General features: G+C 29.3%; 21 protein-coding genes. 12 read left to right on the top strand and 9 right to left on the bottom strand.

Going from position 1 to position 22,021, the window contains the following annotated elements; all coding sequences use genetic code 11:
- The first annotated feature begins 133 nt into the window (after positions 1 to 133).
- From OW730_RS23395 to OW730_RS23380, 4 genes are read left to right on the top strand one after another with little or no spacing between them, the layout of a single operon-like run.
- A complete protein-coding gene (locus OW730_RS23395) occupies positions 134 to 2,131 on the top strand; it encodes a glycosyltransferase (protein WP_271226464.1) in 1,998 nt (665 codons plus the stop codon).
- Positions 2,132 to 2,139: 8 nt separating this feature from the next.
- On the top strand, positions 2,140 to 3,105 hold the full coding sequence (locus OW730_RS23390; RefSeq protein ID WP_271226463.1) for an NAD-dependent epimerase/dehydratase family protein: 966 nt from the start codon (positions 2,140 to 2,142) through the stop codon (positions 3,103 to 3,105).
- On the top strand, positions 3,102 to 4,217 hold the full coding sequence (locus tag OW730_RS23385; RefSeq protein ID WP_271226462.1) for a DegT/DnrJ/EryC1/StrS family aminotransferase: 1,116 nt from the start codon (positions 3,102 to 3,104) through the stop codon (positions 4,215 to 4,217). Before OW730_RS23390 ends, OW730_RS23385 begins: the two co-directional genes overlap by 4 nt.
- A complete protein-coding gene (locus tag OW730_RS23380) occupies positions 4,210 to 4,764 on the top strand; it encodes an acyltransferase (RefSeq protein WP_271226461.1) in 555 nt (184 codons plus the stop codon). Before OW730_RS23385 ends, OW730_RS23380 begins: the two co-directional genes overlap by 8 nt.
- Positions 4,765 to 4,845: 81 nt before the next feature.
- On the opposite strand, the gene rfbB is transcribed toward OW730_RS23380, so the two are convergent.
- The 7 genes from rfbB to OW730_RS23345 form a co-directional block, all read right to left on the bottom strand.
- On the bottom strand, positions 4,846 to 5,901 hold the full coding sequence (rfbB, locus tag OW730_RS23375) for a dTDP-glucose 4,6-dehydratase (RefSeq protein WP_271226460.1): 1,056 nt from the start codon (positions 5,899 to 5,901) through the stop codon (positions 4,846 to 4,848).
- 13 nt (positions 5,902 to 5,914) lie between these two features.
- Positions 5,915 to 6,487: a dTDP-4-dehydrorhamnose 3,5-epimerase gene (gene rfbC / locus OW730_RS23370; RefSeq protein WP_271226459.1), complete on the bottom strand. Its 573-nt coding sequence runs from the start codon at positions 6,485 to 6,487 to the stop codon at positions 5,915 to 5,917.
- A gap of 53 nt (positions 6,488 to 6,540) precedes the next feature.
- Positions 6,541 to 7,431 (bottom strand): dTDP-4-dehydrorhamnose reductase, encoded by an 891-nt coding sequence (gene rfbD / locus OW730_RS23365; RefSeq protein ID WP_271226458.1) that lies wholly within the window; start codon positions 7,429 to 7,431, stop codon positions 6,541 to 6,543.
- Positions 7,428 to 8,318: a glucose-1-phosphate thymidylyltransferase RfbA gene (gene rfbA, locus OW730_RS23360; RefSeq protein WP_271226457.1), complete on the bottom strand. Its 891-nt coding sequence runs from the start codon at positions 8,316 to 8,318 to the stop codon at positions 7,428 to 7,430. Before rfbA ends, rfbD begins: the two co-directional genes overlap by 4 nt.
- 321 nt (positions 8,319 to 8,639) lie before the next feature.
- Positions 8,640 to 9,134 (bottom strand): flavin reductase family protein, encoded by a 495-nt coding sequence (locus tag OW730_RS23355; protein WP_271226456.1) that lies wholly within the window; start codon positions 9,132 to 9,134, stop codon positions 8,640 to 8,642.
- A 162-nt stretch (positions 9,135 to 9,296) separates the two neighbouring features.
- Positions 9,297 to 10,679: a PAS domain-containing sensor histidine kinase gene (locus tag OW730_RS23350; protein WP_271226455.1), complete on the bottom strand. Its 1,383-nt coding sequence runs from the start codon at positions 10,677 to 10,679 to the stop codon at positions 9,297 to 9,299.
- A 17-nt stretch (positions 10,680 to 10,696) separates the two neighbouring features.
- Positions 10,697 to 11,173, bottom strand: coding sequence for a PocR ligand-binding domain-containing protein (locus OW730_RS23345; RefSeq protein ID WP_271226454.1), 477 nt, complete (start codon positions 11,171 to 11,173; stop codon positions 10,697 to 10,699).
- Between the two features lie 458 nt (positions 11,174 to 11,631).
- On the opposite strand from OW730_RS23345, the gene OW730_RS23340 reads away from it, so the two are divergent.
- The 4 genes from OW730_RS23340 to OW730_RS23325 all read left to right on the top strand — a co-directional run bounded on the left by OW730_RS23340 (position 11,632) and on the right by OW730_RS23325 (position 16,475).
- Positions 11,632 to 12,786 (top strand): iron-containing alcohol dehydrogenase, encoded by a 1,155-nt coding sequence (locus OW730_RS23340; RefSeq protein ID WP_271226453.1) that lies wholly within the window; start codon positions 11,632 to 11,634, stop codon positions 12,784 to 12,786.
- A 241-nt stretch (positions 12,787 to 13,027) separates the two neighbouring features.
- Complete coding sequence (locus tag OW730_RS23335) at positions 13,028 to 13,849, top strand: hypothetical protein (protein ID WP_271226452.1); 822 nt, start codon at positions 13,028 to 13,030, stop codon at positions 13,847 to 13,849.
- Between the two features lie 104 nt (positions 13,850 to 13,953).
- A complete protein-coding gene (locus tag OW730_RS23330) occupies positions 13,954 to 14,631 on the top strand; it encodes a response regulator transcription factor (RefSeq protein WP_271226451.1) in 678 nt (225 codons plus the stop codon).
- Positions 14,631 to 16,475 carry a sensor histidine kinase gene (locus OW730_RS23325; RefSeq protein WP_271226450.1) on the top strand — a complete coding sequence of 615 codons (1,845 nt, stop codon included), beginning with the start codon at positions 14,631 to 14,633 and terminating at the stop codon, positions 16,473 to 16,475. The genes OW730_RS23330 and OW730_RS23325 overlap by 1 nt, the downstream gene beginning before the upstream one ends.
- A gap of 45 nt (positions 16,476 to 16,520) precedes the next feature.
- On the opposite strand, the gene OW730_RS23320 is transcribed toward OW730_RS23325, so the two are convergent.
- A complete protein-coding gene (locus OW730_RS23320; RefSeq protein ID WP_271226449.1) occupies positions 16,521 to 16,874 on the bottom strand; it encodes a winged helix-turn-helix transcriptional regulator in 354 nt (117 codons plus the stop codon).
- A gap of 360 nt (positions 16,875 to 17,234) precedes the next feature.
- Here OW730_RS23320 and OW730_RS23315 point away from each other — a divergent pair, with 360 nt between their 5' ends.
- Together OW730_RS23315 and OW730_RS23310 are read left to right on the top strand one after the other, a co-directional pair.
- The gene (locus tag OW730_RS23315) at positions 17,235 to 17,645 is read left to right on the top strand and encodes a hypothetical protein (RefSeq protein WP_271226448.1); all 411 of its coding nucleotides are present in this window, start codon (positions 17,235 to 17,237) and stop codon (positions 17,643 to 17,645) included.
- A 287-nt stretch (positions 17,646 to 17,932) separates the two neighbouring features.
- Positions 17,933 to 18,904 carry a phosphotransferase enzyme family protein gene (locus tag OW730_RS23310; protein ID WP_271226447.1) on the top strand — a complete coding sequence of 324 codons (972 nt, stop codon included), beginning with the start codon at positions 17,933 to 17,935 and terminating at the stop codon, positions 18,902 to 18,904.
- A 111-nt stretch (positions 18,905 to 19,015) separates the two neighbouring features.
- Here the strand turns inward: OW730_RS23310 and clpX are convergent, their stop codons facing one another.
- The gene (gene clpX / locus OW730_RS23305; RefSeq protein WP_271226446.1) at positions 19,016 to 20,296 is read right to left on the bottom strand and encodes an ATP-dependent Clp protease ATP-binding subunit ClpX; all 1,281 of its coding nucleotides are present in this window, start codon (positions 20,294 to 20,296) and stop codon (positions 19,016 to 19,018) included.
- A 481-nt stretch (positions 20,297 to 20,777) separates the two neighbouring features.
- On the opposite strand from clpX, the gene OW730_RS23300 reads away from it, so the two are divergent.
- Both OW730_RS23300 and OW730_RS23295 read left to right on the top strand, forming a co-directional pair.
- Entirely contained in the window at positions 20,778 to 21,185 is a 408-nt protein-coding gene (locus OW730_RS23300) for a GNAT family N-acetyltransferase (RefSeq protein ID WP_271226445.1), read from the top strand.
- A 163-nt stretch (positions 21,186 to 21,348) separates the two neighbouring features.
- A complete protein-coding gene (locus OW730_RS23295; RefSeq protein WP_271226444.1) occupies positions 21,349 to 21,945 on the top strand; it encodes a GNAT family N-acetyltransferase in 597 nt (198 codons plus the stop codon).
- Positions 21,946 to 22,021 lie beyond the last annotated feature (76 nt).

Here is a 22,021-nt window from a genome sequence, read left to right as displayed (position 1 = left end):
GAAAATTTTTAACTTCGTGTAAATTACTAGGTATATCTTTAGTTAAATGACTCATCTTTTATTGGAAAATTGTGATGAAAATAAATGTTATTAATATAATAGTATAGAAAGTAATTATATAAAGGTGAATAGAATGGAAGAGAAAAAAAAGATTATATTCTTTATAATTCCTAATGGAGATAGTTTTATTGATGATATAATTCGTGGATTATCTAAAGAATATGAAACAAAAAAAGTTATAGTTACTGATTGGAAGCAAATTGATGAAGGGATGGCTTGGGCAGATATATGTTGGTTTGAGTGGTGTGATCAACTCATTATTTATGGAAGTAAGTTAGAGATAGCGAAAGAGAAAAAGATTATTTGTAGGCTACACAGTTATGAAGCTCTAACAAATAATATTAATCAGGTTAATTGGGATAATGTTGATAAGCTTATATTTGTGGCAGAACATATAAGAAATAATGTATTAAGTAAAGTTAGCATAAATAAAGATAAAACAATTGTAATCCCCAATGGGGTTGATTTAGATAAATGTAATTTTAAGGATAGAGAAAAAGGATTTAATATAGCATATGTTGGATACATTAACCATAAAAAAGGACCTATGCTGCTTCTTCATACATTTAAAGCTATTTATGATAAAGATGATAGATATAAATTATATATTGCTGGAACTTTTCAAGATGAAAGATATGTATTGTATTTTCAGCAAATGATAAGAGAAATGGGATTGGTAAATAGTGTTTTTTATGAAGGATGGCAGAAGGATATAGATGAATGGTTAGATGATAAGAACTATATACTATGTACAAGTGTACTTGAATCACAAAATATGAGTGTTATGCAGGGGATGAGTAAAGGTATTAAACCTTTAATTCATAATTTTGTTGGAGCAAAATGTATTTACCCTGAAAAGTATGTTTGGAATACAATTGATGATGCTGTAAATATGATTATGTCAAATAACTATAATTCTGATGAATATAGAAATTATATTATAGAAAATTATATCAATAATCAACAATTAGATAAGATTAAACAGATGATAACAACGTTATTATTAGTTCATGAAAACAATACTTTAATAATTAAAGATGAGCCTTTAGTTACAGTGGGGATAACGAATTATAATTATTCTAATTATTTAGATGAAGCTATACAATCTGTATTAAAACAAACTTACAATAACATTGAAATACTTGTGATAGATGATTGTTCTTCCGATGGTTCTATTGAGAAAATAAGAAGATATGAAGAAAAATTTGAAAATATTAGAGGAATATATCATAAAAAAAATAGTGGAAGTATAGTTTTAGGTATTCAAGAAATCATTAAAGAAGCAAAAGGAAAATATTTAATGGTGTTATCAGCAGATGATTATTTATCTACTAAAACTGCAATTTATGAATTCGTAAGTGAATTAATAAATAATAGTGAAGTGGATTATGTATATAGTAACTTTCAAATTGTTGATAAAAATAAGAACTACCAAAATATATGGAAATATGAACAGTACAGTAATGAACAAGTAATACATGATACTTTTCATAGAGCAGGATCAGGAGTACTCCCTATAACTGCAGGAGTATATAAAACTAGCTTTTATCGGAAAAATAATTTAACTTGGCAGGATGATAAAGAGAATGCTGTTGCAGGAGATACATTAAATTGTTTAAGATACATTAAGTATGATTTTAAGTATAAGCACATAAACAAACCATTAATATGTTATAGACATCATCAGAACAATATGACTTATGATTTAAAGAATAGAATTAAGTCGATTATATCTGTGTTGGAATATATTATAAGTGAATTTAATGAAGAAATATATTTACCAGAAATTCAATGGGATAATATAAAAGATTTAAAAAAACGTCAAGGAAAGAAAATGTATGTTATTGCCAATCATTATGCAAAAATACTATTTTATTATTATAATAATAACTTTAAGCCTTGGGATGGTTCTGAAATTGATTTTACTCAGGATGAAATAAAAATATTTTCAAAACCATTAGTACTCAAAGTAAAAGAGTACTTAGCTAAGTGTTTAAAATATGATATTAAATATAGTCTTGAAATTCAACAAATTAATCAACAGATAGATCAAATATTAAAAGAGGTGTGATTAAAATTATGATTGAAAACAAGAAAATCTTTCTTACTGGCGGAGCAGGATTTATTGGAAGTAGACTGTGTGCATTGTTAGCAGAAAATAATGATATTTTGATTTATGATAATTTAACGAGAAATTCAATAAAAAACACGGATTTATTGAAAAAGAATAATATAAAATTTATTCAAGGTGATATATTGGATTTTCAAAGATTAAAGGAAGCAGTAGATGAGTTTAAACCTAATATTGTTATTCATCTTGCGGCAGTGGCAGGTATTGATACTGTAATAAAAAGTCCAGTAAATACTATGAGAGTTAATATGATTGGAACTTACAATGTTTTAGAAGCTCTCAAGCCTCATATAGAAAATTTAGATAGATTTGTTGATTTTTCTACTAGTGAAGTCTTTGGTTCATATGCATATAAAGTTGACGAAAACAGTACAACAAATTTAGCACCAGTGGGGGAAGCAAGGTGGACCTATTCTGTAAGTAAATTAGCTGGGGAGCATTTAACCCATAGTTATTATAAAGAATATGGGCTGCCAGCAGTTAGTGTCAGACCTTTTAATATTTATGGACCTGGACAGGTTGGAGAAGGGGCAATACATCAATTTGTTATTAGAGCAATCAATAATGAGCAAATACAGATTCATGGTGATGGAGATCAAATTAGATCTTGGTGTTATATTGATGATTTTGTTAATGGGATAATGCTGTGTCTTGAAAATGAAGCAGCTGTAGGAAATTCCTTTAATATTGGAAATCCAAAAGGAACGATTACTATAGCTATGCTTGCTCAGTTAATTAAGCAAATAGCTAATTCAAATTCTGAGATTATTTATGTTCCTAAGAATTATGTTGATGTGGAACTTAGAATACCTAGTATAGAGAAATGTAAAGTGCTATTGAGTTATACTCCAAAATACGATTTAGTAGGGGGACTAGAAAAAACAATAGAGTGGTATAGGAGTATGAATTTATGATTAAATTAGCTGTTCCTAATATAGGAAAGGAAGAGTTTGATGAAATAAAAAAAGTTTTAGATTCAAAATATCTTGTTCAAGGAGAAAAGGTATTAGAATTTGAACGCATGGTATCTCGATATTTAAATGTTAATAATGCTATAGCAGTAAGCAGTGGTACAGCTGCGCTACATTTGGCATTGATAGCATTAAATATAAAGTCAGGACATGAAGTTATTGTTCCTGACTTTAGTTTTCCAGCAACTTCAAACGTAGTTGAATTAGTGGGAGGATACTCAAAATTTGTAGATATAAAATTAGATAGTTTTTGCATTGATGCAGAAAAAATTGAAGAAAAAATAACTGAGAAAACTAAAGCTATTATACCTGTTCATGAATTCGGACAAAGTGCTCACATGGATAAAATAATGGAATTAGCGAAAAAGTATAATTTAAAAGTAATAGAAGATGCGGCATGTGCATTGGGAGCAGAATATAAAGGGAAAAAAGTGGGAAGCATCGGTAATCTTGGATGCTTTAGTTTTCATCCAAGAAAAGCTATAACCACTGGTGAAGGGGGAATGATAGTAACAAATAATAATGAATTGGCAGAAAAAATAAGAAGTCTAAGAAACCATGGAATAAGCTATAAGGATGGGAAAGTGCAATTTGCTTTTGCAGGTTTTAACTATAGAATGACTGATATTCAAGGAGCTATTGGAGTAGTACAAATGAGAAAGCTAGAAAGACTTATAAAAAGAAGGGTAGAATTAGCTAATGAATATAATAAATTACTGAGAGATGCAGAAGATATTCTTTTGCCAGTAGAAAAAGTGGAAAGTAGGCATGTTTATCAAACTTATCATATTATGGTGAATGAAAGAATCAATAGGAATCACTTAATAATAAAGCTAAAAGAAAATGGGATTGAAACTAATTTGGGCGCCTATGCCATTCATAATCAAAAATATTATAAAGAAAAGTATCAATGTGATGATATAGAGTTTAGAAATTCAAATTTGGCATATAACCAAGGATTGGCATTGCCCTTATATTATGGACTAGATGATGAAAATATCAGGATTATTGTAAAACAAATTTTGCAGTTAATGGAGGCGGTAAAATTTGAGTAATGAACAAAATATTTTTGAAGTTCTTTCAAAATTAAGAATGGAAATGAAAGAAAATTATAATAGAGTATTGCCAACTAATGAACTTTTATTTAACAGATGGGAAAAAGCTTCTTTATTGAATTGTGGAAAAAATTCTAGTGTGTATGATACAAGTGTAGTTATGGGGGATGTTGAAATTGGAGCAGATGTTTGGATTGGACCGTATACTTTATTAGAAGGTTTAAATGGTAAAATTAAAATAGGAGATTTTTGTCATTTATCTTCAGGAGTTCAAATAGTAACTCATGATACTGTTAAATTTGTACTTACAAGTGGAAGAGAAGAGGCTGCTAAAGGTGATGTAATTATTAAAAATAATACCTATATTGGAGGTATGTCTATAATAACCAAAAATGTTACTATAGGTCATCATTGTGTTATAGGTGCAAATAGTTTAGTGAATAAAAATATACCAGATTATTCAATTGCTTTTGGAACTCCAGTAAAAATTGTAGGTAAAGTAATAATGAAAGACGGTGAAGTAGAACTTCAGTATTTTTCTGAATAATTGTGTAAAGGTGTATTAATCCAGATAAAAAAGTAGAGACCTCCCTTTCAGGGAGGCTAACTTAAGTTATTTTTTTATAGTTTATATATTTCCAGATATCTTTTCATAATACTTCATATACTCTCCAGAAATTATATTTTTCCACCATTGTTTGTTATTTAAATACCACTGAATAGTTTCCTTCATACCTTCCTCAAAAGTATATTTGGGATTCCAACCTAATTCAGTAGTTATCTTAGTATTATCAATAGCATATCTTCTATCATGTCCTAATCTATCATTTACATATCTAATCGCAGATTCATTTTTTCCAAGAGTAGAAATTATTAGTCTAACAATCTCAATGTTATATTTCTCATTATTTCCACCAATGTTATACACTTCTCCGATTATACCTTTATGAAGGACAGCATCAATAGCAGCGCAGTGATCTTTTACATGCAGCCAATCTCTTATTTGCATTCCATCTCCATAAACAGGTAAACTTTTATCATTCAAACAATTACTTATCATTAGTGGAATCAACTTTTCAGGAAACTGATAAGGTCCATAGTTATTTGAGCATCTAGTTATATTCATAGGTAATTTGAATGTTTTATTATAAGCTCTTACTAACATGTCTGCACTAGCCTTTGAAGCTGAATATGGACTATTTGGAGCAAGAGGGGTTGTTTCCATGAACATTCCTTCTTTTTCTAGGGCGCCATATACTTCATCTGTAGATACTTGAAGGTATTTAACCCCTTCCTTATAAACTGGATAACCAATATCATCTTTTCCTACTGTCCATGCTTTCTTAGCAGAATCTAATAAAATCTGAGTTCCCATTACATTTGTACTAACAAAAATACTTGGATCTTCTATACTTCTATCAACATGAGACTCAGCTGCAAAGTTAACAACATACGATACATTCTCTTCTTCAAATATTTTTTCTATAAGTTCTATATCTCTAATATCACCCTTAATAAATCTATAATTCTTATGTTCTTCTATTCCTTTAAGATTTTCTAAAATTCCTGCATAAGTGAGAAGATCTAGATTTATAATTCTATACTCTTCATACTTATCTAACATATATCTAATAAAATTTGAGCCTATGAATCCTGCTCCTCCAGTTACTAAGATAGATCTCATTCTTCTGTTCCTCCTATGGATAATTGTAAATAAATGGTGAGTTTAATTCCTTTAAATATTTCAGATTCTTATCTTTTTCAGATAAATTAACTTCTCCAATACTTTCCAAAGGCCATTGGATGTCTATATCTGGATCATTCCATATTACTCCACCATCATACTCTGGAGCATAATAATTTGTACATTTATAATTAATTACAGCTTCTTCTGATAAAACTAAAAAACCATGAGCAAATCCTTCAGGGATATAAAATTGTTTTTTATTTTCTTCTGAAAGAAACACTCCTTCCCATTGACCATAAGTAGGTGAACCCTTTCTTAAATCTACGGCCGCATCATATACTTCTCCTTTTGTAGCTCTTACTAATTTCCCTTGTGTATACTTAGTTTGAAAATGTAATCCCCTTAAAACTCCTTTGGTAGATTTTGACTCATTATCTTGTGTAAATTCCTTAGTAATTCCTGCTATAAAGAAATCTTTTTTATTATATGACTCCATAAAATATCCTCTGTGGTCTTTATATACTGTTGGTTCTATTACGTATAAGCCTTTGATTTTTGTTTCAAGAAACATAAACTTTCCCATTTATTTCACTTCCTTTCTATATATTTATTTTTTATTCTTGTTATTGATATCATTTAATCTACATCTAATATAATATTCTCTATAAAAGTTTTAAGTGCATATTCCCATGTTCTCATTTCATTTCCAACAGTACATCTTAACATCATATTATCTAAGCTAGAGTAATGAGGTCTTTTAGCAGGTCGTAGGAATTCTTCTGTAGTACATGGTTTTATAATACAATTGATACCAGCATATTCCACTATTTTGCAAGCAAAATCATACCAAGTGCATTCCTCTTCACCAGTACAATTATATATTCCATACTCTTCAGTTAATGCTAACTTTAAAATATGATGGGCTAAATCCTCAGCGTTAGTTGGATTTCCTATCTGATCATCTACTACTTTTATTTCATCATTATTAGCAGCAAGCTTCATTATGGTCTTTACAAAATTATTTCCTTCATATCCATAAAGCCATGCTGTTCTAATTATAAAATATCTGCTGCAGATCTCTCGTATATATTGCTCTCCTAATGCTTTACTCTTTCCATACACATTTTGAGGATTCATTAGATCATATTCTTTATAAGGCATAGCTTTTTCGCCGCTGAATACATAATCGGTTGATATATGGATAAGTTTTGCACCTATATTTTCACATGCTATAGCTAGGTTTCTTGATCCTATAGAATTTACTTTAAAAGCTATATCTTCATTACTTTCACAAAGATCTACATTGGTATACCCAGCGCAATTTATTATTATATCAGGAGTTAATCTGCCAATATAATCGTTTACTGATTTATTATAACAGATATCTAATTCTTCAACTCCTACGCCAATTATTTCAGCTTTTTTATAGATTGAGCTTATACTACCTAACTCTGAGTAGCCTTTTTTTATTATATTAGTAATTTGCTTTCCTAATTGTCCTTTAGCGCCCGTTATTAATATCTTCATTGCTTTACCTCCACTATATCTTCATCGTTAGCTAAGCTTAGTAGATATTGACCATATTCTACTTTTTGCAAAGGCTTAGCTAACGCTATTAGCTGTTCTCTATTGATGTATCCTTGTCTGTATGCAATTTCCTCTAAACAAGCGATATATAATCCTTGTCTAGTTTGAACTGCTTCTACAAAGTTAGCAGCATTTAAAAGACCTCTATGTGTTCCAGTATCTAACCATGCCATTCCTCTACCTAGCAGTTCTACCTTAAGTTTTCCTCTTCTTAGATATTCATTATTAATAGAGGTTATCTCTATTTCACCTCTAGCAGATGGTTTTACACTTTTAGCTATTTTTATTACATTATTATCATAAAAATATAGTCCTGGTACTGCGTAATTTGATTTTGGATTTTGTGGTTTTTCTTCTATGGATAATACATTCTTCTTTTCATCAAATTCTACAACACCAAATTCCTTTGGATTGCATACATGGTATCCAAAGATTGTAGCACCTTCTTTTCTTGAGCTAGCATTTCTTAACCTTTCAGAGAATCCATATCCATAGAATATATTGTCTCCTAATACTAAGGCTACATTATCATTACCAATGAATTCTTCTCCTATGATGAAGGCATCAGCTAATCCTCTTGGTTCTTCTTGTACAGCATATTGGATGTTTAACCCTAATTTATTCCCATTACTGAAGACTTCTTCAAACCCATGTATATCTCTTGGTGTTGATATTATTAATATTTCTCTTATCCCTGCTAACATTAGAACTGACAGTGAGTAGTATATCATTGGTTTGTCGTATATTGGCAGTATCTGTTTCGATACTGTTTTTGTGATGGGGTAAAGTCTTGTACCTGAACCTCCAGCTAATACAATTCCTTTCATAAAATTTATCTCCTTTACATATCCAATATAATTAATATGTAGTATATGAGTTGAAAATGCACTTCAAACATATTTTGTAATTTAAAGAGGTAGCTAACATAACCTTAATATATTGTAAAGGTAGTAAAATAGTATATGCTTAACATAAGTGGGAAGTGATTAAAGAAGAGAGTGAAAAGATTTTAAAACAGATATTTGTTACAGATAATTTTGATGATATAGACAAACATAGGGACGGTTCATAAAAAATTATAATTATTCAGTACAAGCTGAAAAATATAAATTCTTATGAACCGTCCCCGGCAAGTTCTATTTTATTTGTTATTTTTCATAACAAGCTACGATTTCACCATAATATAGTGTGTGGTAATTATCACCCTTATAACATTCCTCCACTGAATCATCTAATATTAGTGATGGATCCATTGCTTGTTTGTAAAGGATTTTGCACTCGTAATACATATTACAATCATCAACTACTGGTGAGGATACTTCTTTACTAGATATAAATTTAATATTTGCTTCTTCACATTTATCAATATCACGACCTGATTTTGTTCCACAGACAGTTAATGCATTTTTCATATTATCATCATATGGAATACTTACAGTGAAGCTATCGCTGTTTTCTATAAAATCATAAGTATATCTTGATGGACGAACTAATGCCATAAACACAGGTTTTTTCCACATGAAGCCAACACTTCCCCATGAAATAGTCATTGTATTTGATTTATCTCCTGATTTTACAGTTAAAAAAGCTCCTCTTTTGTGAAGATGTTCCATAGCTATTTCAAGATTATTATTGAAATTCATTATTTCCACTCCCTAAATATTTTTAATATAATTATATAGTATTATATTTTTATTATCAATGTTGCATTCAAGTATAAACCATTTTGTAGTAATTCATGTAGGAGTATTTATATATACTATATATAAATAAAAAAGATATTGAAATTAGAAATGGCTTCAATTTCATGAGTATATATCTGAAAATTCAATATTTATCTTTTCTATATAATTATTTGCATATTCAGGAGCTTGGTGCGGTGTTTCGTTATGGATAATATCAAGTTGTTTCACAGGAATTTTTATAATAAATTCACTGCCTTCTCCATATATACTATCAACTTTAATTTCACCATCATGCAAATTAATCAATGATTTAACAAGTGACAGACCTATACCACTTCCTTCATGATTTCTGTTAAAAGATTTATCTACTTGTCTAAAACGATCAAATATTAATTCTAATTTATCTTCTGGAATTCCAACACCTGAATCTTTTATGGAAATAATTATATTATCATCTCCATCATTAACTTTGACTATAATCTCATCGCCTGTATTTGTGAATTTAACAGCATTTGATAAAATGTTTAAAATAATTCTCTCAATTGCATATGGATCAAAGGTCATTATCTTTTCTTCAATATCTGTATCAAATGTCAGGCTCACATTTTTATTTTCTATATAATCCGCTACGGACAATGTAATATCTTCAACAATACTTACTATATTATGGTTTTGTAAATCCAGTTCAAGATATCCAGAATCAATTTTTGTAATATCAATTAGGTTATTTATTAATCGTATAATCCTATTACAATTCTGTTTCATAATTTTAATACGATTGTTGATTTTATTATGATTCATTATCTTATTTTGAGTTTCTACTTCAAGCAACTGGAGTGCACTGAAAATCAAGTTCACAGGTGTTTTTAATTCATGAGAGAGGTTGGCGAAAAATTCTGTTCTTAATCTATCAAATTCAATCTTTTCTTTTAGTCGTTTCTTATGCTCCTCATTTTTTTGCTTCATGTGCTCTAATTGTTTTCTTTCGGATATATCTCTAAAAACAACTAATGTTTTAGTGCTTTCATTGTTTGAAATTATTGATGATACTGTTTCAATATCTATAGACTTACCATCAGACTTACGTATGTAATGCTCTTCTCTTAGGGGCATGTACCCTGTCTTTATAAGTCCTTCCCAATTTTTTTTCAGATCAAGCTTATAATCATCATGGGGGGAAAATATATCAGAAAGTTTAATGCCTATTGCATCATCTGTGCTTTTAAAACCAAAATATTTTGCTGCTGTTTTATTTGAAAATAATATAACTTCTTCATCTCGTACGCAAACTCCATAAGGTAAAAGTTCAAGGAGTTGTTTATATTTTTCTTCACTTTCTTTAAGATTTTTTTCAATAATTTTACGCTGTAATATATCTTCTTCTAATTTCTTATTTACCTTCTCTAATTTCTCTGTACGTTCTTTAACAATATTCTCTAGATGGGAATTATCTTTTATTAATAATCTTTCAGTTTCCTTCTGCTTTAATCTGCTTAGGCCCATACTGGAGAGCATCTTTGCTAATTGGTTAAATATTGCATATAAGACTTTACTTTATCTTCTGAAATTATCGGAACTTTAGATAATGATTCTAAATAATCATCTACATTAAATCCCAAATTAGATGCTTGTTTTTTAAAGAAATCAACGTCAGGCTTGGTAAAAAAGAATTGACCAAATATTAGAGAACCAATATGTTTATCTTCAATAATAATTGGAGTAACAGCTTCAACTAATCCGTTTTGACATACATAAACATTATATTCTTTTTTATTATTTATCCTACTTTTTATAGATAAGTCGCTTTGTTTGCAAAGTTTAAGACTTTCAGGATTCATTCTATGAAATTTCATACAGAGATCTTGTGATCCAACTGCATTTATTATATTTCCATCAATATCTATGAGAGCATGAGGAATTCTCGTTATATTATAGAATTCTTCCATGAGTTTTTCAAATTCTGGTATATCTATTAAATTAGTAATATCGTATTTCATCCATTCAACTCCCTAAAAACACTATTAAGTTACTAAAAAATAAATAAAATGAACTATTTATAAACAAAAAACTTCAATAATATGGTATCATTAATGACTTAATATTACAAGTATTTCGAAAATTTACTTTATTTATATTGTATTAATTGAAGAAATATATGTACTTGTTGAAAAAGTGTCTTTTTATGTTAAATTATAATCTTTAATAAAAATTAAGGTTACTTTTTGGAAACTAAGGTTCCAAATATAAACTACCATACGGAAAAGTGCCTACTTCACAGGGGATTGAATATGTTTTAGAATAATAACTGTCCTCGGGAAAACAATTGTGGGTGCAATGAAACGAGAGGGAAAGCTATATAATCAATATTTAAATTATAGGCTTAAAACAAAATTAATTATAAATCTATATTAAAAAGCCAGAAAATTAAAAATATTAAAACTTAGGAGGAATTAAGATGGCAAGATTTACAATACCAAGAGATGTATACTTTGGAGAAGGTACAATTGAAGAACTAAAAAATTTAAAAGGTAAAAGAGCTGCGATTGTTATAGGTGGAAGTGCAGTAAAGAAAAATGGTGCTTTAGAGAAAGTAGAAAAATTCTTAAAAGAAGCAGGAATGGAAACTACTTTAATTGAGGGAGTAGAAGCTGACCCATCTGTAAAAACAGTAATGAGTGGTGTAGAAGTTATGAATAACTTCCAACCAGATTGGATAATTGGTTTAGGTGGAGGTTCTCCAATGGATGCTGCTAAAGCAATGTGGATTTTCTACGAGTATCCTGAATTTACATTTGAAGAAGCAGCCAAACCATTTAACTTACCAGAGCTAAGACAAAAATCAAAATATGCTGCAATCCCAACAACAAGTGGAACAGGAAGTGAAGTAACTTCATTTGCAGTAATCACTGACACTGAAACAGGAGTAAAATATCCAATAGCGGACTTCAATATCACACCAGATATTGCAATTGTTGATACAGATTTAGCGCAATCAATGCCTGCTAAATTAGTTGCACACACTGGTATGGATGCATTAACTCACTCTTTAGAGGCATACGTATCAACTATGAGCAATGAATTAACTGATGCTTTAGCTATGAAATCAATCGAAATGATTCAAGATTATATGGTAGAGTCTTTCAAAGGTGATGAAAATTCTAGAGCTAAAATGCATATTTCACAATGCTTAGCTGGTATGTCATTCTCAAATGCTATATTAGGAATTGTACACAGCATGGCGCACAAAACTGGTAAAATCTTTGAAGTACCTCACGGATGTGCAAATGCAATCTATTTACCAATTGCAATTGAGTTCAATTCAGAAGTTGCAGGAGCTAAGTATGCAGATGTAGCAAGAAGATTAGGATTAGAAGGAGCAAAGGAAGAAGAGCTTGTTAAATCATTAGTTCAATTCGTAAGAGATTTAAATAAAGCTATGAACATTCCTAGAACATTAAAAGAATTTGGTGTTGAAGAAGCTAAGTTCTTAGCTAACCTTGAAGATATTTCTAAGAACGCTGTAGCAGATCCATGTACTGGTACAAACCCAAGAGAAATATCTGTAGAACAAATGAAAGAGTTGTTTAATAGAGCTTATTATGGAGCTTAGTATATAATTAAATTACTCAACTTAACCCTTATAAAAGGTTGGACAAGATGTCCAACCTTTTTTTATTACCTGTCTATAGGAGGAGCACATAAACTTGATATCTAGACTTATTAAAATATACTAACTAAGAAAAAGGATACAAAAAGGACACAAGTAAAGTATTTGATAGATACATCTCCTTGCTAGAATAATAACTGTAAATAAGAGATAAAAAAACAAGTAAATAAAAGGAGAGGTTAATATGAAAGGAAAAATTTTGAAATTAGTTGCATTTGGAGCATTATTAACTGTATCATCTACAATGGCTTTTGCAAATAATGGAACATCTAAAGGAAATACTACAAAGGGACAAGCTACAGAAAGTAAAATGGATTTAAAAAATTATGATGATATGGAAGAAGAGGATTTTGAAGATGATGATTTTGAATTAGAATCAAAAGAAGATTTCTTAAAAGAACTTAAAGCGGAAATAGATAAAATTGATGAAAAAGATTTAGCTAAACTTGGAAATCTTTATGATCAAATAATTGTATTAGAAAAAGCAGAAAAGTTTGAAGAAGCAGATAAGTTATGGGATCAGCTTGATAATATTTTAAATAAGTATTATGATAGTGAAGATTTTGAATTACAATCAAAAGAAGACTTATTAAAAGAGCTTAAAGAAGAAATTGGAGAAATTAATGAAAAAGATTTAGCTACTCTTGGAGCACTTTATGATCAAATAGTAGTACTAGAAGATGCAGAGAAATTTGAACAGGTAGATAAGTTATGGGAACAGTTTGATAATATTTTAAACAAGTATTATGATGGTGAAGATTTTGAAGATGAGGATTTTGTAGAAGAGGATTACAAATTACAATCAAAAGAAGAATTTTTGAAAGAAATTAAAGATGAGGTTGGAAAAATTGATCAAAAAGATTTAGCTATAGTTGGAACACTTTATGATCAAATAATTAAATTAGAAGAAGATGAGAAATTTGAAGAGACAGATAAGTTATGGGAACAACTTGATAATATTTTAAATAAATATTATGACGATAAAGAAGTTGAAGATAAAGAATAAAAATTAAATTACTTAATTAAAGAGGAATTCACAAGGAATTCCTCTTAAACATTTCTAAGTATAAATGCTATAATATATAATTATATTGGAAATGAGGGAGAATCATGAATAATAAAGTACTTGTAATAGAAGATGAGAGTGGTATTCGAAAAGTTATAAATGATTTCTTTAAAGCAGAAGGATTTACTGTAGTAGAAGCTTGTGATGGACAAGATGGGATAGATAAATTTTTTGATGGTGAATTTAATTTGGTTATACTTGATATTATGATGCCAAAGCTTGATGGGTGGTCAGTGTGTAGACGTATAAGAAAGAAATCAAATGTACCAATTATTATTTTAACTGCTCGTGGAGATGAAGATGACGAGTTGATGGGATTTGAGCTTAATGCAGATGACTACGTGAAAAAACCATTTAGTCCAGCAATACTAGTAGCTAGAGCTAAAAAGTTACTTAGTAAGAATCATGACAAAGGTGATAATAATCAAGAATTTGTGGTGAAAAAGGATTTGAAAGTAAATAAATTATCTAGAGAAGTATTTATTAATGATGAGAAAATAGGGCTTTCTCTAAAGTGTTTTGATATATTGTGGTACATGCTTATTAATGAAGGGATTGTACTAACTAGAGAAAAAATACTAGATGAAATATGGGGAATGGACTATTTTGGCGATACTCGAGTAGTTGATAACCATATAAAAAAATTAAGAAAAGCTATGAATGATAAATCCTATTATATCCGAACAGTATTTGGTGTAGGTTATAAATTAGAGGTGAAATAATGAAAAATAAAATATTTTATAAACTCTTTGGTATGACAATCGTAGTTATCTTAATTATTTTGTCTGTACAATTTTTCTTTCAATTTTTTCTACTTGAAGATTTTTATAAGTTTAGTAAAGAAAAGCTAGTAACTGATACTGTAGAATCTTTAACCTATGAGCTTTCAAAAGAAGAATTTACAGATGAAGAAATTGAAAAATTAATCAATGACTTTTCAGTTGAACATGATATAGCAGTTGGTATATCAAATCTTTATGGTTCTCTTGAATATGGAATGACTGGAGAATATAAAGAGTCACATTTATTGGTAAAGGATGATCAAGGACAAAGTTATGAGATTTATCTTGATGGATTTATTGAGAATGAGGAATTTATAGATAAATTAGAAAAAAATATTAACATAAGTGTATATGGTTTTTCATATGAAAAGAATAAAAATAGAATCTATCCACGATATATAGAGATTGATGGTATTAAGTTCAAATATGGGATTGATGATATAGAAAATATGGACTATGATTACGATGAAATAGAAGATGAGGATTTCTTAAGTTACGATTACTATGAACACAGTGAATTAATTACAGCTAAAATTAATGAAATATATATTTTCGATAATCAATTTCAAGGTATTAGCTATAGAAATGAGTTACTAATCAATGAAATAGTTCAGAAATTTAAGCAAGGTGAAGGGGTTAAAGAGATTTTTGAATCTCCTGAAGGAATTATATATACAAAGATTGATGAAAAGACAAAGACTGGGAATATGTTCTTTGCCAAATTATTTTACTTTAAAGATGAACAGCCTATGATTTTATTTGCAGCAAGTTCTCTACAGTCTATTAGAGAAGCAACAACAATAATAAATAAGTTTTCAGTAGTTATTTTAATTGCTGCAATTATTATCACTACAATGGTTTCATATATATATTCAAGAAAAATAACTAAACCATTATTACACTTGAATAATATAACTAAAGGTATGTCCAATTTAGATTTTAGTGATAAATGCAATGTATCAACTAAAGATGAAATTGAGGAACTGGCGAATAATATAAATAATTTATCTGAAAGACTTGAATTAGCTCTTAATGATCTGAGAGATTCAAATGCAAAGTTAAAGGAGGATATTGAGTTAAAAGAAAGAATGGATGAATTCAGAAAAAGATTCATTGCATATTCGTCTCATGAGTTAAAAACACCTTTAACTGTTTTAAAAGGAATTGGTGAAGGTCTAGTAAGTGGAGTGTATAATCGAGGTGATGATTCAAATTATGAGAACATGCTTAAGGAAATAGATGATATGAGTCAATTAGTATATGATTTACTAGAAATATCTAAACTTGAATTAGGTGATATACCTCTTAATTTAGAAATATTTCAGCTTTCAGATATTGTTCTAAAGGTATATGACAAGTTAAGGCCATTAAGTAATAAGAAAAATTTAGAAGTTGAATTAGAGTTAATAGAAGATTTTATTAAAGCTGATGAGGAAAAAATTGAAAGGGTGGTAAGTAACCTTCTTACCAATGCAATACAATATACTCCATCTGATGGAAATATATATGTAGCTATAAAAAACATAGATTCTAATTTAGAATTTTCAGTTGAAAACAGTCCAGCGACAATACCAGATGAAGATATAGATAAGATTTGGGAGCCTTTTTACAGAGTGGAAAAGTCTAGAAACAAGGCATTGGGTGGTACAGGACTTGGTTTACACTTAGTAAAAGAAATAGTAGAGAGGCATGGATTTAACTATTTTATTATGAACACTTCTAAAGGTGTTAAAAGTGGATTTGCAGCAGAACAATCAAATTTAGAGGAGATATTTAAGGAATAACAAAAGATATAAAAAGGTTGGATTAGTCATCCAACCTTTTAAAATTTACAAAGTTTTTCTATATTCTATAAATTCTTTTCCCCATATATCTAGATCCTTAAATATTGGAATTAATCTTTTTCCCATTTCAGTTAATGAATATTCTACTACAGGAGGAACTTCAGGATAAACAGTTCTTTCAACTATACCGTATTTTTCAAGAGTCCTCAGTTGCTGCGTAAGCATTTTTTGAGTAACACCTGATAACGATCTTTTCAATTCGCTAAATCGTTTAGTGCCTTCAGTTCCAAGAGTCCATAATATTAACGCATTCCATTTTCCAGATATAATTTCAAGAGCAATTTCTATTTCACATCTATAATTGCTACAGCTTACTTTATTAGTTCTATCTTCTGGCAAAAAAATCACTCCACTCTTTCAATTTTATAGTTTCTTTTATTATTAGGCTCTATAAGTATATCATAACATTAAAATTCAGGATATTAAATAAAGGAGGAATAAATCATCCAGAGTTTCATGTGTCTTATTAAGATTCTTGAGTTAATTCAATTTCATTTGAAAAATAACTTCGTTCATTATCCCCCTAAATAACTAATTATAATAAATTATGAGAATACAATATAATTTATTAATATAAAATACATTTAAGATATCTATATTTATTAATGTTATTGATACATCCAATTTTCTAGTATAGAATTAAATTATTGTAGAATAACTATAAGCGTTGAATAGTTAATATTATAGTGGAGGAGAAATATGAGAAAAAAGAAATTAAATACATTGAACAAGTTTCTTGTAGTTGTGAGTGCTGTATTAATAATTGCATTAATAGCATCTTATTCATTGAAAGGTATTACATACAGCAGCACAACAATTAATAACAATATAAATAACAGAGTTATGGATATTGAATATTTCTATGGTGTAGTTGAGAAATCATATAATTTTAATGAAGCATCTAAATATGAGATAAGTGCTTCAATTAAAAGTGGAACACTTCAAATGCAAATAGTAGATCCAAATGGAAATACCGTAGATAATGTAGCATTTAGTAAAGGTGAACATCAAGAAATCATGGGAAACAGGGAATTGGCAAAAGGCAAGTATAAATTCCTTTTAAAAGGCTTTTTTTTGAAAGATACACATATAGAGATAAAATTTGAATAAGAAATTATAAAGGTTAATAGTTAGCACTAGAATCTGTGATGGATTTTAGTGTTTTTTATTTGCCAAATTAAGAAGTTGATGAAGTGGGACAAGTGAGGGACGGTTCATAAGAATTATGGGTAAGTATGAAATGTGTGGTATACAAGCAGTTAAATATATTTACATGAACAGTCCTGACCTTGTCATGTTAAAAGATTAAAGAACCGTCCCCACACGCATTACTTGATATGGATACATATTGGGTTTATACTAATAACAAGTGAAAATAGGAAAGTGGGGAATTTGTAGTGGGGAATGAACTGAATAAGAAAATAGTAGATATGATGAAATCACAATTTAATCTTGAAGGGAAATTGGAACAGCTTGAAGGTGAATCTATATATAAATACTCTCCAGTTTTTATATGTATGTATGATGGGAAAAAGGCTGTAATCAAGAAAACAAAAGAAAATAAAGATAAGGCAATGGAACTATTAAATTGGGAAGAAGAATTAAGAAATAATGGTGTTGAATGTGTATCACCTATAAAAGATAGTAATGGGAAATTTATTACTTGTATTGTTCAAGAAAAACGATGGGTGTTATATCCATACATAGATGGGAATAGATTTGATGGAAGTATAAATCATATTCGTAATGCAGGAAAACTTCTAGGGAAGATGCATAAAGTAGGTTTAAATAAGAGATTCTTTAGTGGGGGATTCAAATTTGAGGCATTTGATGAAGAGTTTCTTGAAGAAGTAAATGATGATTTAAAATCAATAAAAGAAAGATATAAGTCAATAATCAATAATGATGTTTTAGATAAATTTGAGAAATGGATAAGAGATACCATAAATTCAAATTATAATAATATCCAAGAACGAGAACTTCCAATGGTAGATTGTTCATGGGATTACAAAGGGAATAATCTTGTATACTCAGAAGAAGGTATACCGACTCTTATAGACCCTGATAATGGAGGATATGTACCAAGGATAATTGATTTAGCATTAGCATTAATACTTTTTAATAATGAGATAGAAACTGCTCCACCAAGAATTTTTAATAAAGAAGAGTGGAATGCATTCAAAGAAGGATATTATGAATATATAGAGTTAAATCAGGTTGAGAAAGATTCATGGAATGATATTCTAAGATTCGTATTTATAGATGAAGGCCTATGGGCAATTGTTGATTTAGAGGATGATGAAAGCGAAAGACAGAAGGAATTTATTAAGAGTTTGATTGGATTTAATGTAGAGAACTTCATATTATAATTTCTTTTTTAAAAGAAATCAATACACTCTTGGTTTATGGACAAGAGTGTATTTTTATTGTTCATTATACATTATAAATTATACATTTCTTTTCAAGCACTGCGTGCTGTATTAGGCTGGTGCTATCTGGTGTAATTTCTTCCTTTTTGAGATAAAAGATATATCATCTGAGAAAATATATTCAGGAATAAATGTTTCAACGGTATCTTTAGTTATTATTACTTTTTCAATTTCTTTTTTTGATGGAACTTCAAACATAATATCTGTCATAACTTCTTCAATAATTGAACGAAGTCCTCTTGCTCCTGTGTTTCTAGCAGTGGCTTTTTTTGCGATTTCTTTTAATGCATCATCTGTGAACTCAAGTGTAACCCCTTCAATGTGTAATAACTTTTTATATTGTCTAACTAATGAGTTTTTAGGTTCACATAAAATTCTCACTAGTGAATCTTCGGTTAGAGAATTCAAGGTTATTATAATTGGAAGTCTTCCAACAAATTCAGGTATCAAACCGAACTTAAGTATATCTTCAGGTATAAGATTTTTCATTGTTTTATCTGTGTTTTTTTGAGATTTTGAATGAATTTCAACTCCAAATCCCATTGTATTACTTGAGGTTCTTTGCTCTATGATTTTATGTATTCCATCAAAGGCTCCACCACATATAAATAATATATTAGATGTATCAAAATGTATGAAGTCTTGATGTGGGTGCTTTCTACCACCCTTAGGTGGAACAGAGGCTATTGTACCTTCTAATATTTTTAGTAGAGCTTGTTGAACACCTTCACCAGAAACATCACGTGTTAATGATGGGTTTTCAGATTTTCGGGCAATCTTATCAATTTCATCTATATATATAATTCCTTTTTGAGCTCTCTCAACATCAAAATCAGCATTCATTAGCAATTTTGTTAGAATATTTTCCACATCATCTCCAACATAGCCTGCTTCAGTTAAAGTTGTGGCATCGGCTATAGCGAATGGGACATTGAGCATTTTTGCCAGTGTTTGAGCTAAATATGTTTTACCAGATCCTGTTGGACCTATAAGAAGAATGTTACTCTTTTGAAGTTCAGTATCATCCCCTTTATGATTAAAGGAAATACGTTTGTAATGGTTGTACACTCCTACAGAGAGAACTTTTTTTGCCCTATCTTGTCCAATTACATATTGATCTAAATATTTCTTTATTTCAACAGGGGTTGGAAGGGCTGATAAGTTTTCTTCAACAATTACAGCAGGTTCATTTCTTATTATTTCATAGCTTAGTTCAATACACTCATTGCAAATGAATACATTTTTGGGACCTGTGATTAACTTGCCTACCTCATATTCAGGTTTTCCACAAAAATTGCAACGTATGGATTTCTTATCATTAAATTTCTTCATAATTTATATTCAGCGAGAGTGGAGTCTATTATAATCTCTCACTGATCCTCCTTTCGTTGTGCAATTCTTTTCATATGAAATTAATCTATTAAGACTAATTTAAGTATTTGACTTTTGTGAAAATTAAAGCAATATAAACAAAAAGAAACTTGTAAATATAGACTATAATTTAATAATATGTTAATTTTATTATAATATAAATTTTAAGTATAATAAATGTATTTATTTGTAAAAAAAACAAACTCTTTCTTATTTGTATATATTAATTTGATGAATATAAGGTATTAAATGAATATAACTAATTTTTACCTACCAAAAATAATACTCAAAAGATAAAATTATATTAAGAGAAATAATAGAGACAAATAAGACAAGTTGGGGACGGTTCATAAGAATTTTATTGTTCCGAGAATGTATCAAGAATGGACAAGTCAGGGACGGTTCATAAACAATTATTTTTAATAAGTTTGGAGGAGATAAAATGATAAATTATAAAGAGAATAAAAATATAGACAGTAATAAGTTAAAAGAACTTTATGAGGATGCTGGGTGGATATCATATACTGAGGATATTCCAAAATTAATTAGGGCAATAGAGAATTCACTAGATGTTATAACAGCATGGGAAGATAATGAATTAATTGGATTAATAAGAACAGTTGGTGATGGAGAAACAATTCTTTATATTCAAGATATACTTGTGAAAAAGAACCATAAGAGAAAAGGAATAGGGACGGAGCTGCTAAATCGTATACTTGATAATAAAAAGGATATACGACAGAAGGTTCTTTTAACTGAAAATATTGAAGAAACGACAAAATTCTACGAAGCTTATGGTTTTAAAAAGAATACAAGTTTGGGATTAGTTAGTTTTGGTAAATTTGATTAATCAAAAAGGACAAACTAGGGACAAACTGGGGACGGTTCATTAAAAGTTAAATGGATATAGAATGGACATGCTAGGGACGGTTCATAAAAAGCTACATTAGAGCTTGCACAAACAATATAGGAAAAATAAATCAATAGATAATATGAGTGAAGGGGAAATAAATATGATAATAGGAAATAAAGTAGTGATTAGACAATATGAATTAGGAGATGAGAAGTATCTGTATAAGTGGTGGAATAATGGTGCTATGATGGAACATGCTACTTTCCCATATGGGTTAATGAACAGTCAAGAAGCTATAAGACAACAGGTACAGAAAGAAGTTGAAAAGAATGAGTTGTTTCCATCTGGGAAGAGGTTTATTGTTTGCAGAAAAGAAGATATGAAACCAATCGGTGAAATGAGTTACGGTGGGTGGAATAAAAGAAATAGAATTAGTGAGTTTGGAATAAAAATATGTGAGGTTGATGAACAGGGGAAAGGATATGGAGAGGATGCACTTGCTCATTTCATTGATTATATGTTCAGAAATCTAAATTTAATCAAGGTTGAACTAACAACTATGGCTGATAATAAGAGAGCGCAAAAATTCTATAAGAAATTAGGCTTCAAGGAGATTGGAATAATCAGAAAAGCCTGTTATGACAGTAGAAGAGGAGAAAATAGTGATGTTATGTATATGGATATGCTTAGAGAAGAGTGGAATGAATCTAAGAAAAACTTTAAATTGAATTATACTGAGAATAATCTTTGGGTATAGTTATATTGGATATTGTACAAGCTGGGGACGGTTCATAAAAATTTTATACAGCTTGGATATCAAAAATAAAAAATAG

The organism is Oceanirhabdus sp. W0125-5 (assembly GCF_027938815.1).
Lineage (GTDB): Bacteria > Bacillota > Clostridia > Clostridiales > Clostridiaceae > Oceanirhabdus.
The sequence above is the reverse complement of the archived record's forward strand: the minus strand, read 5'-3'. Positions and strand labels throughout refer to the sequence as shown.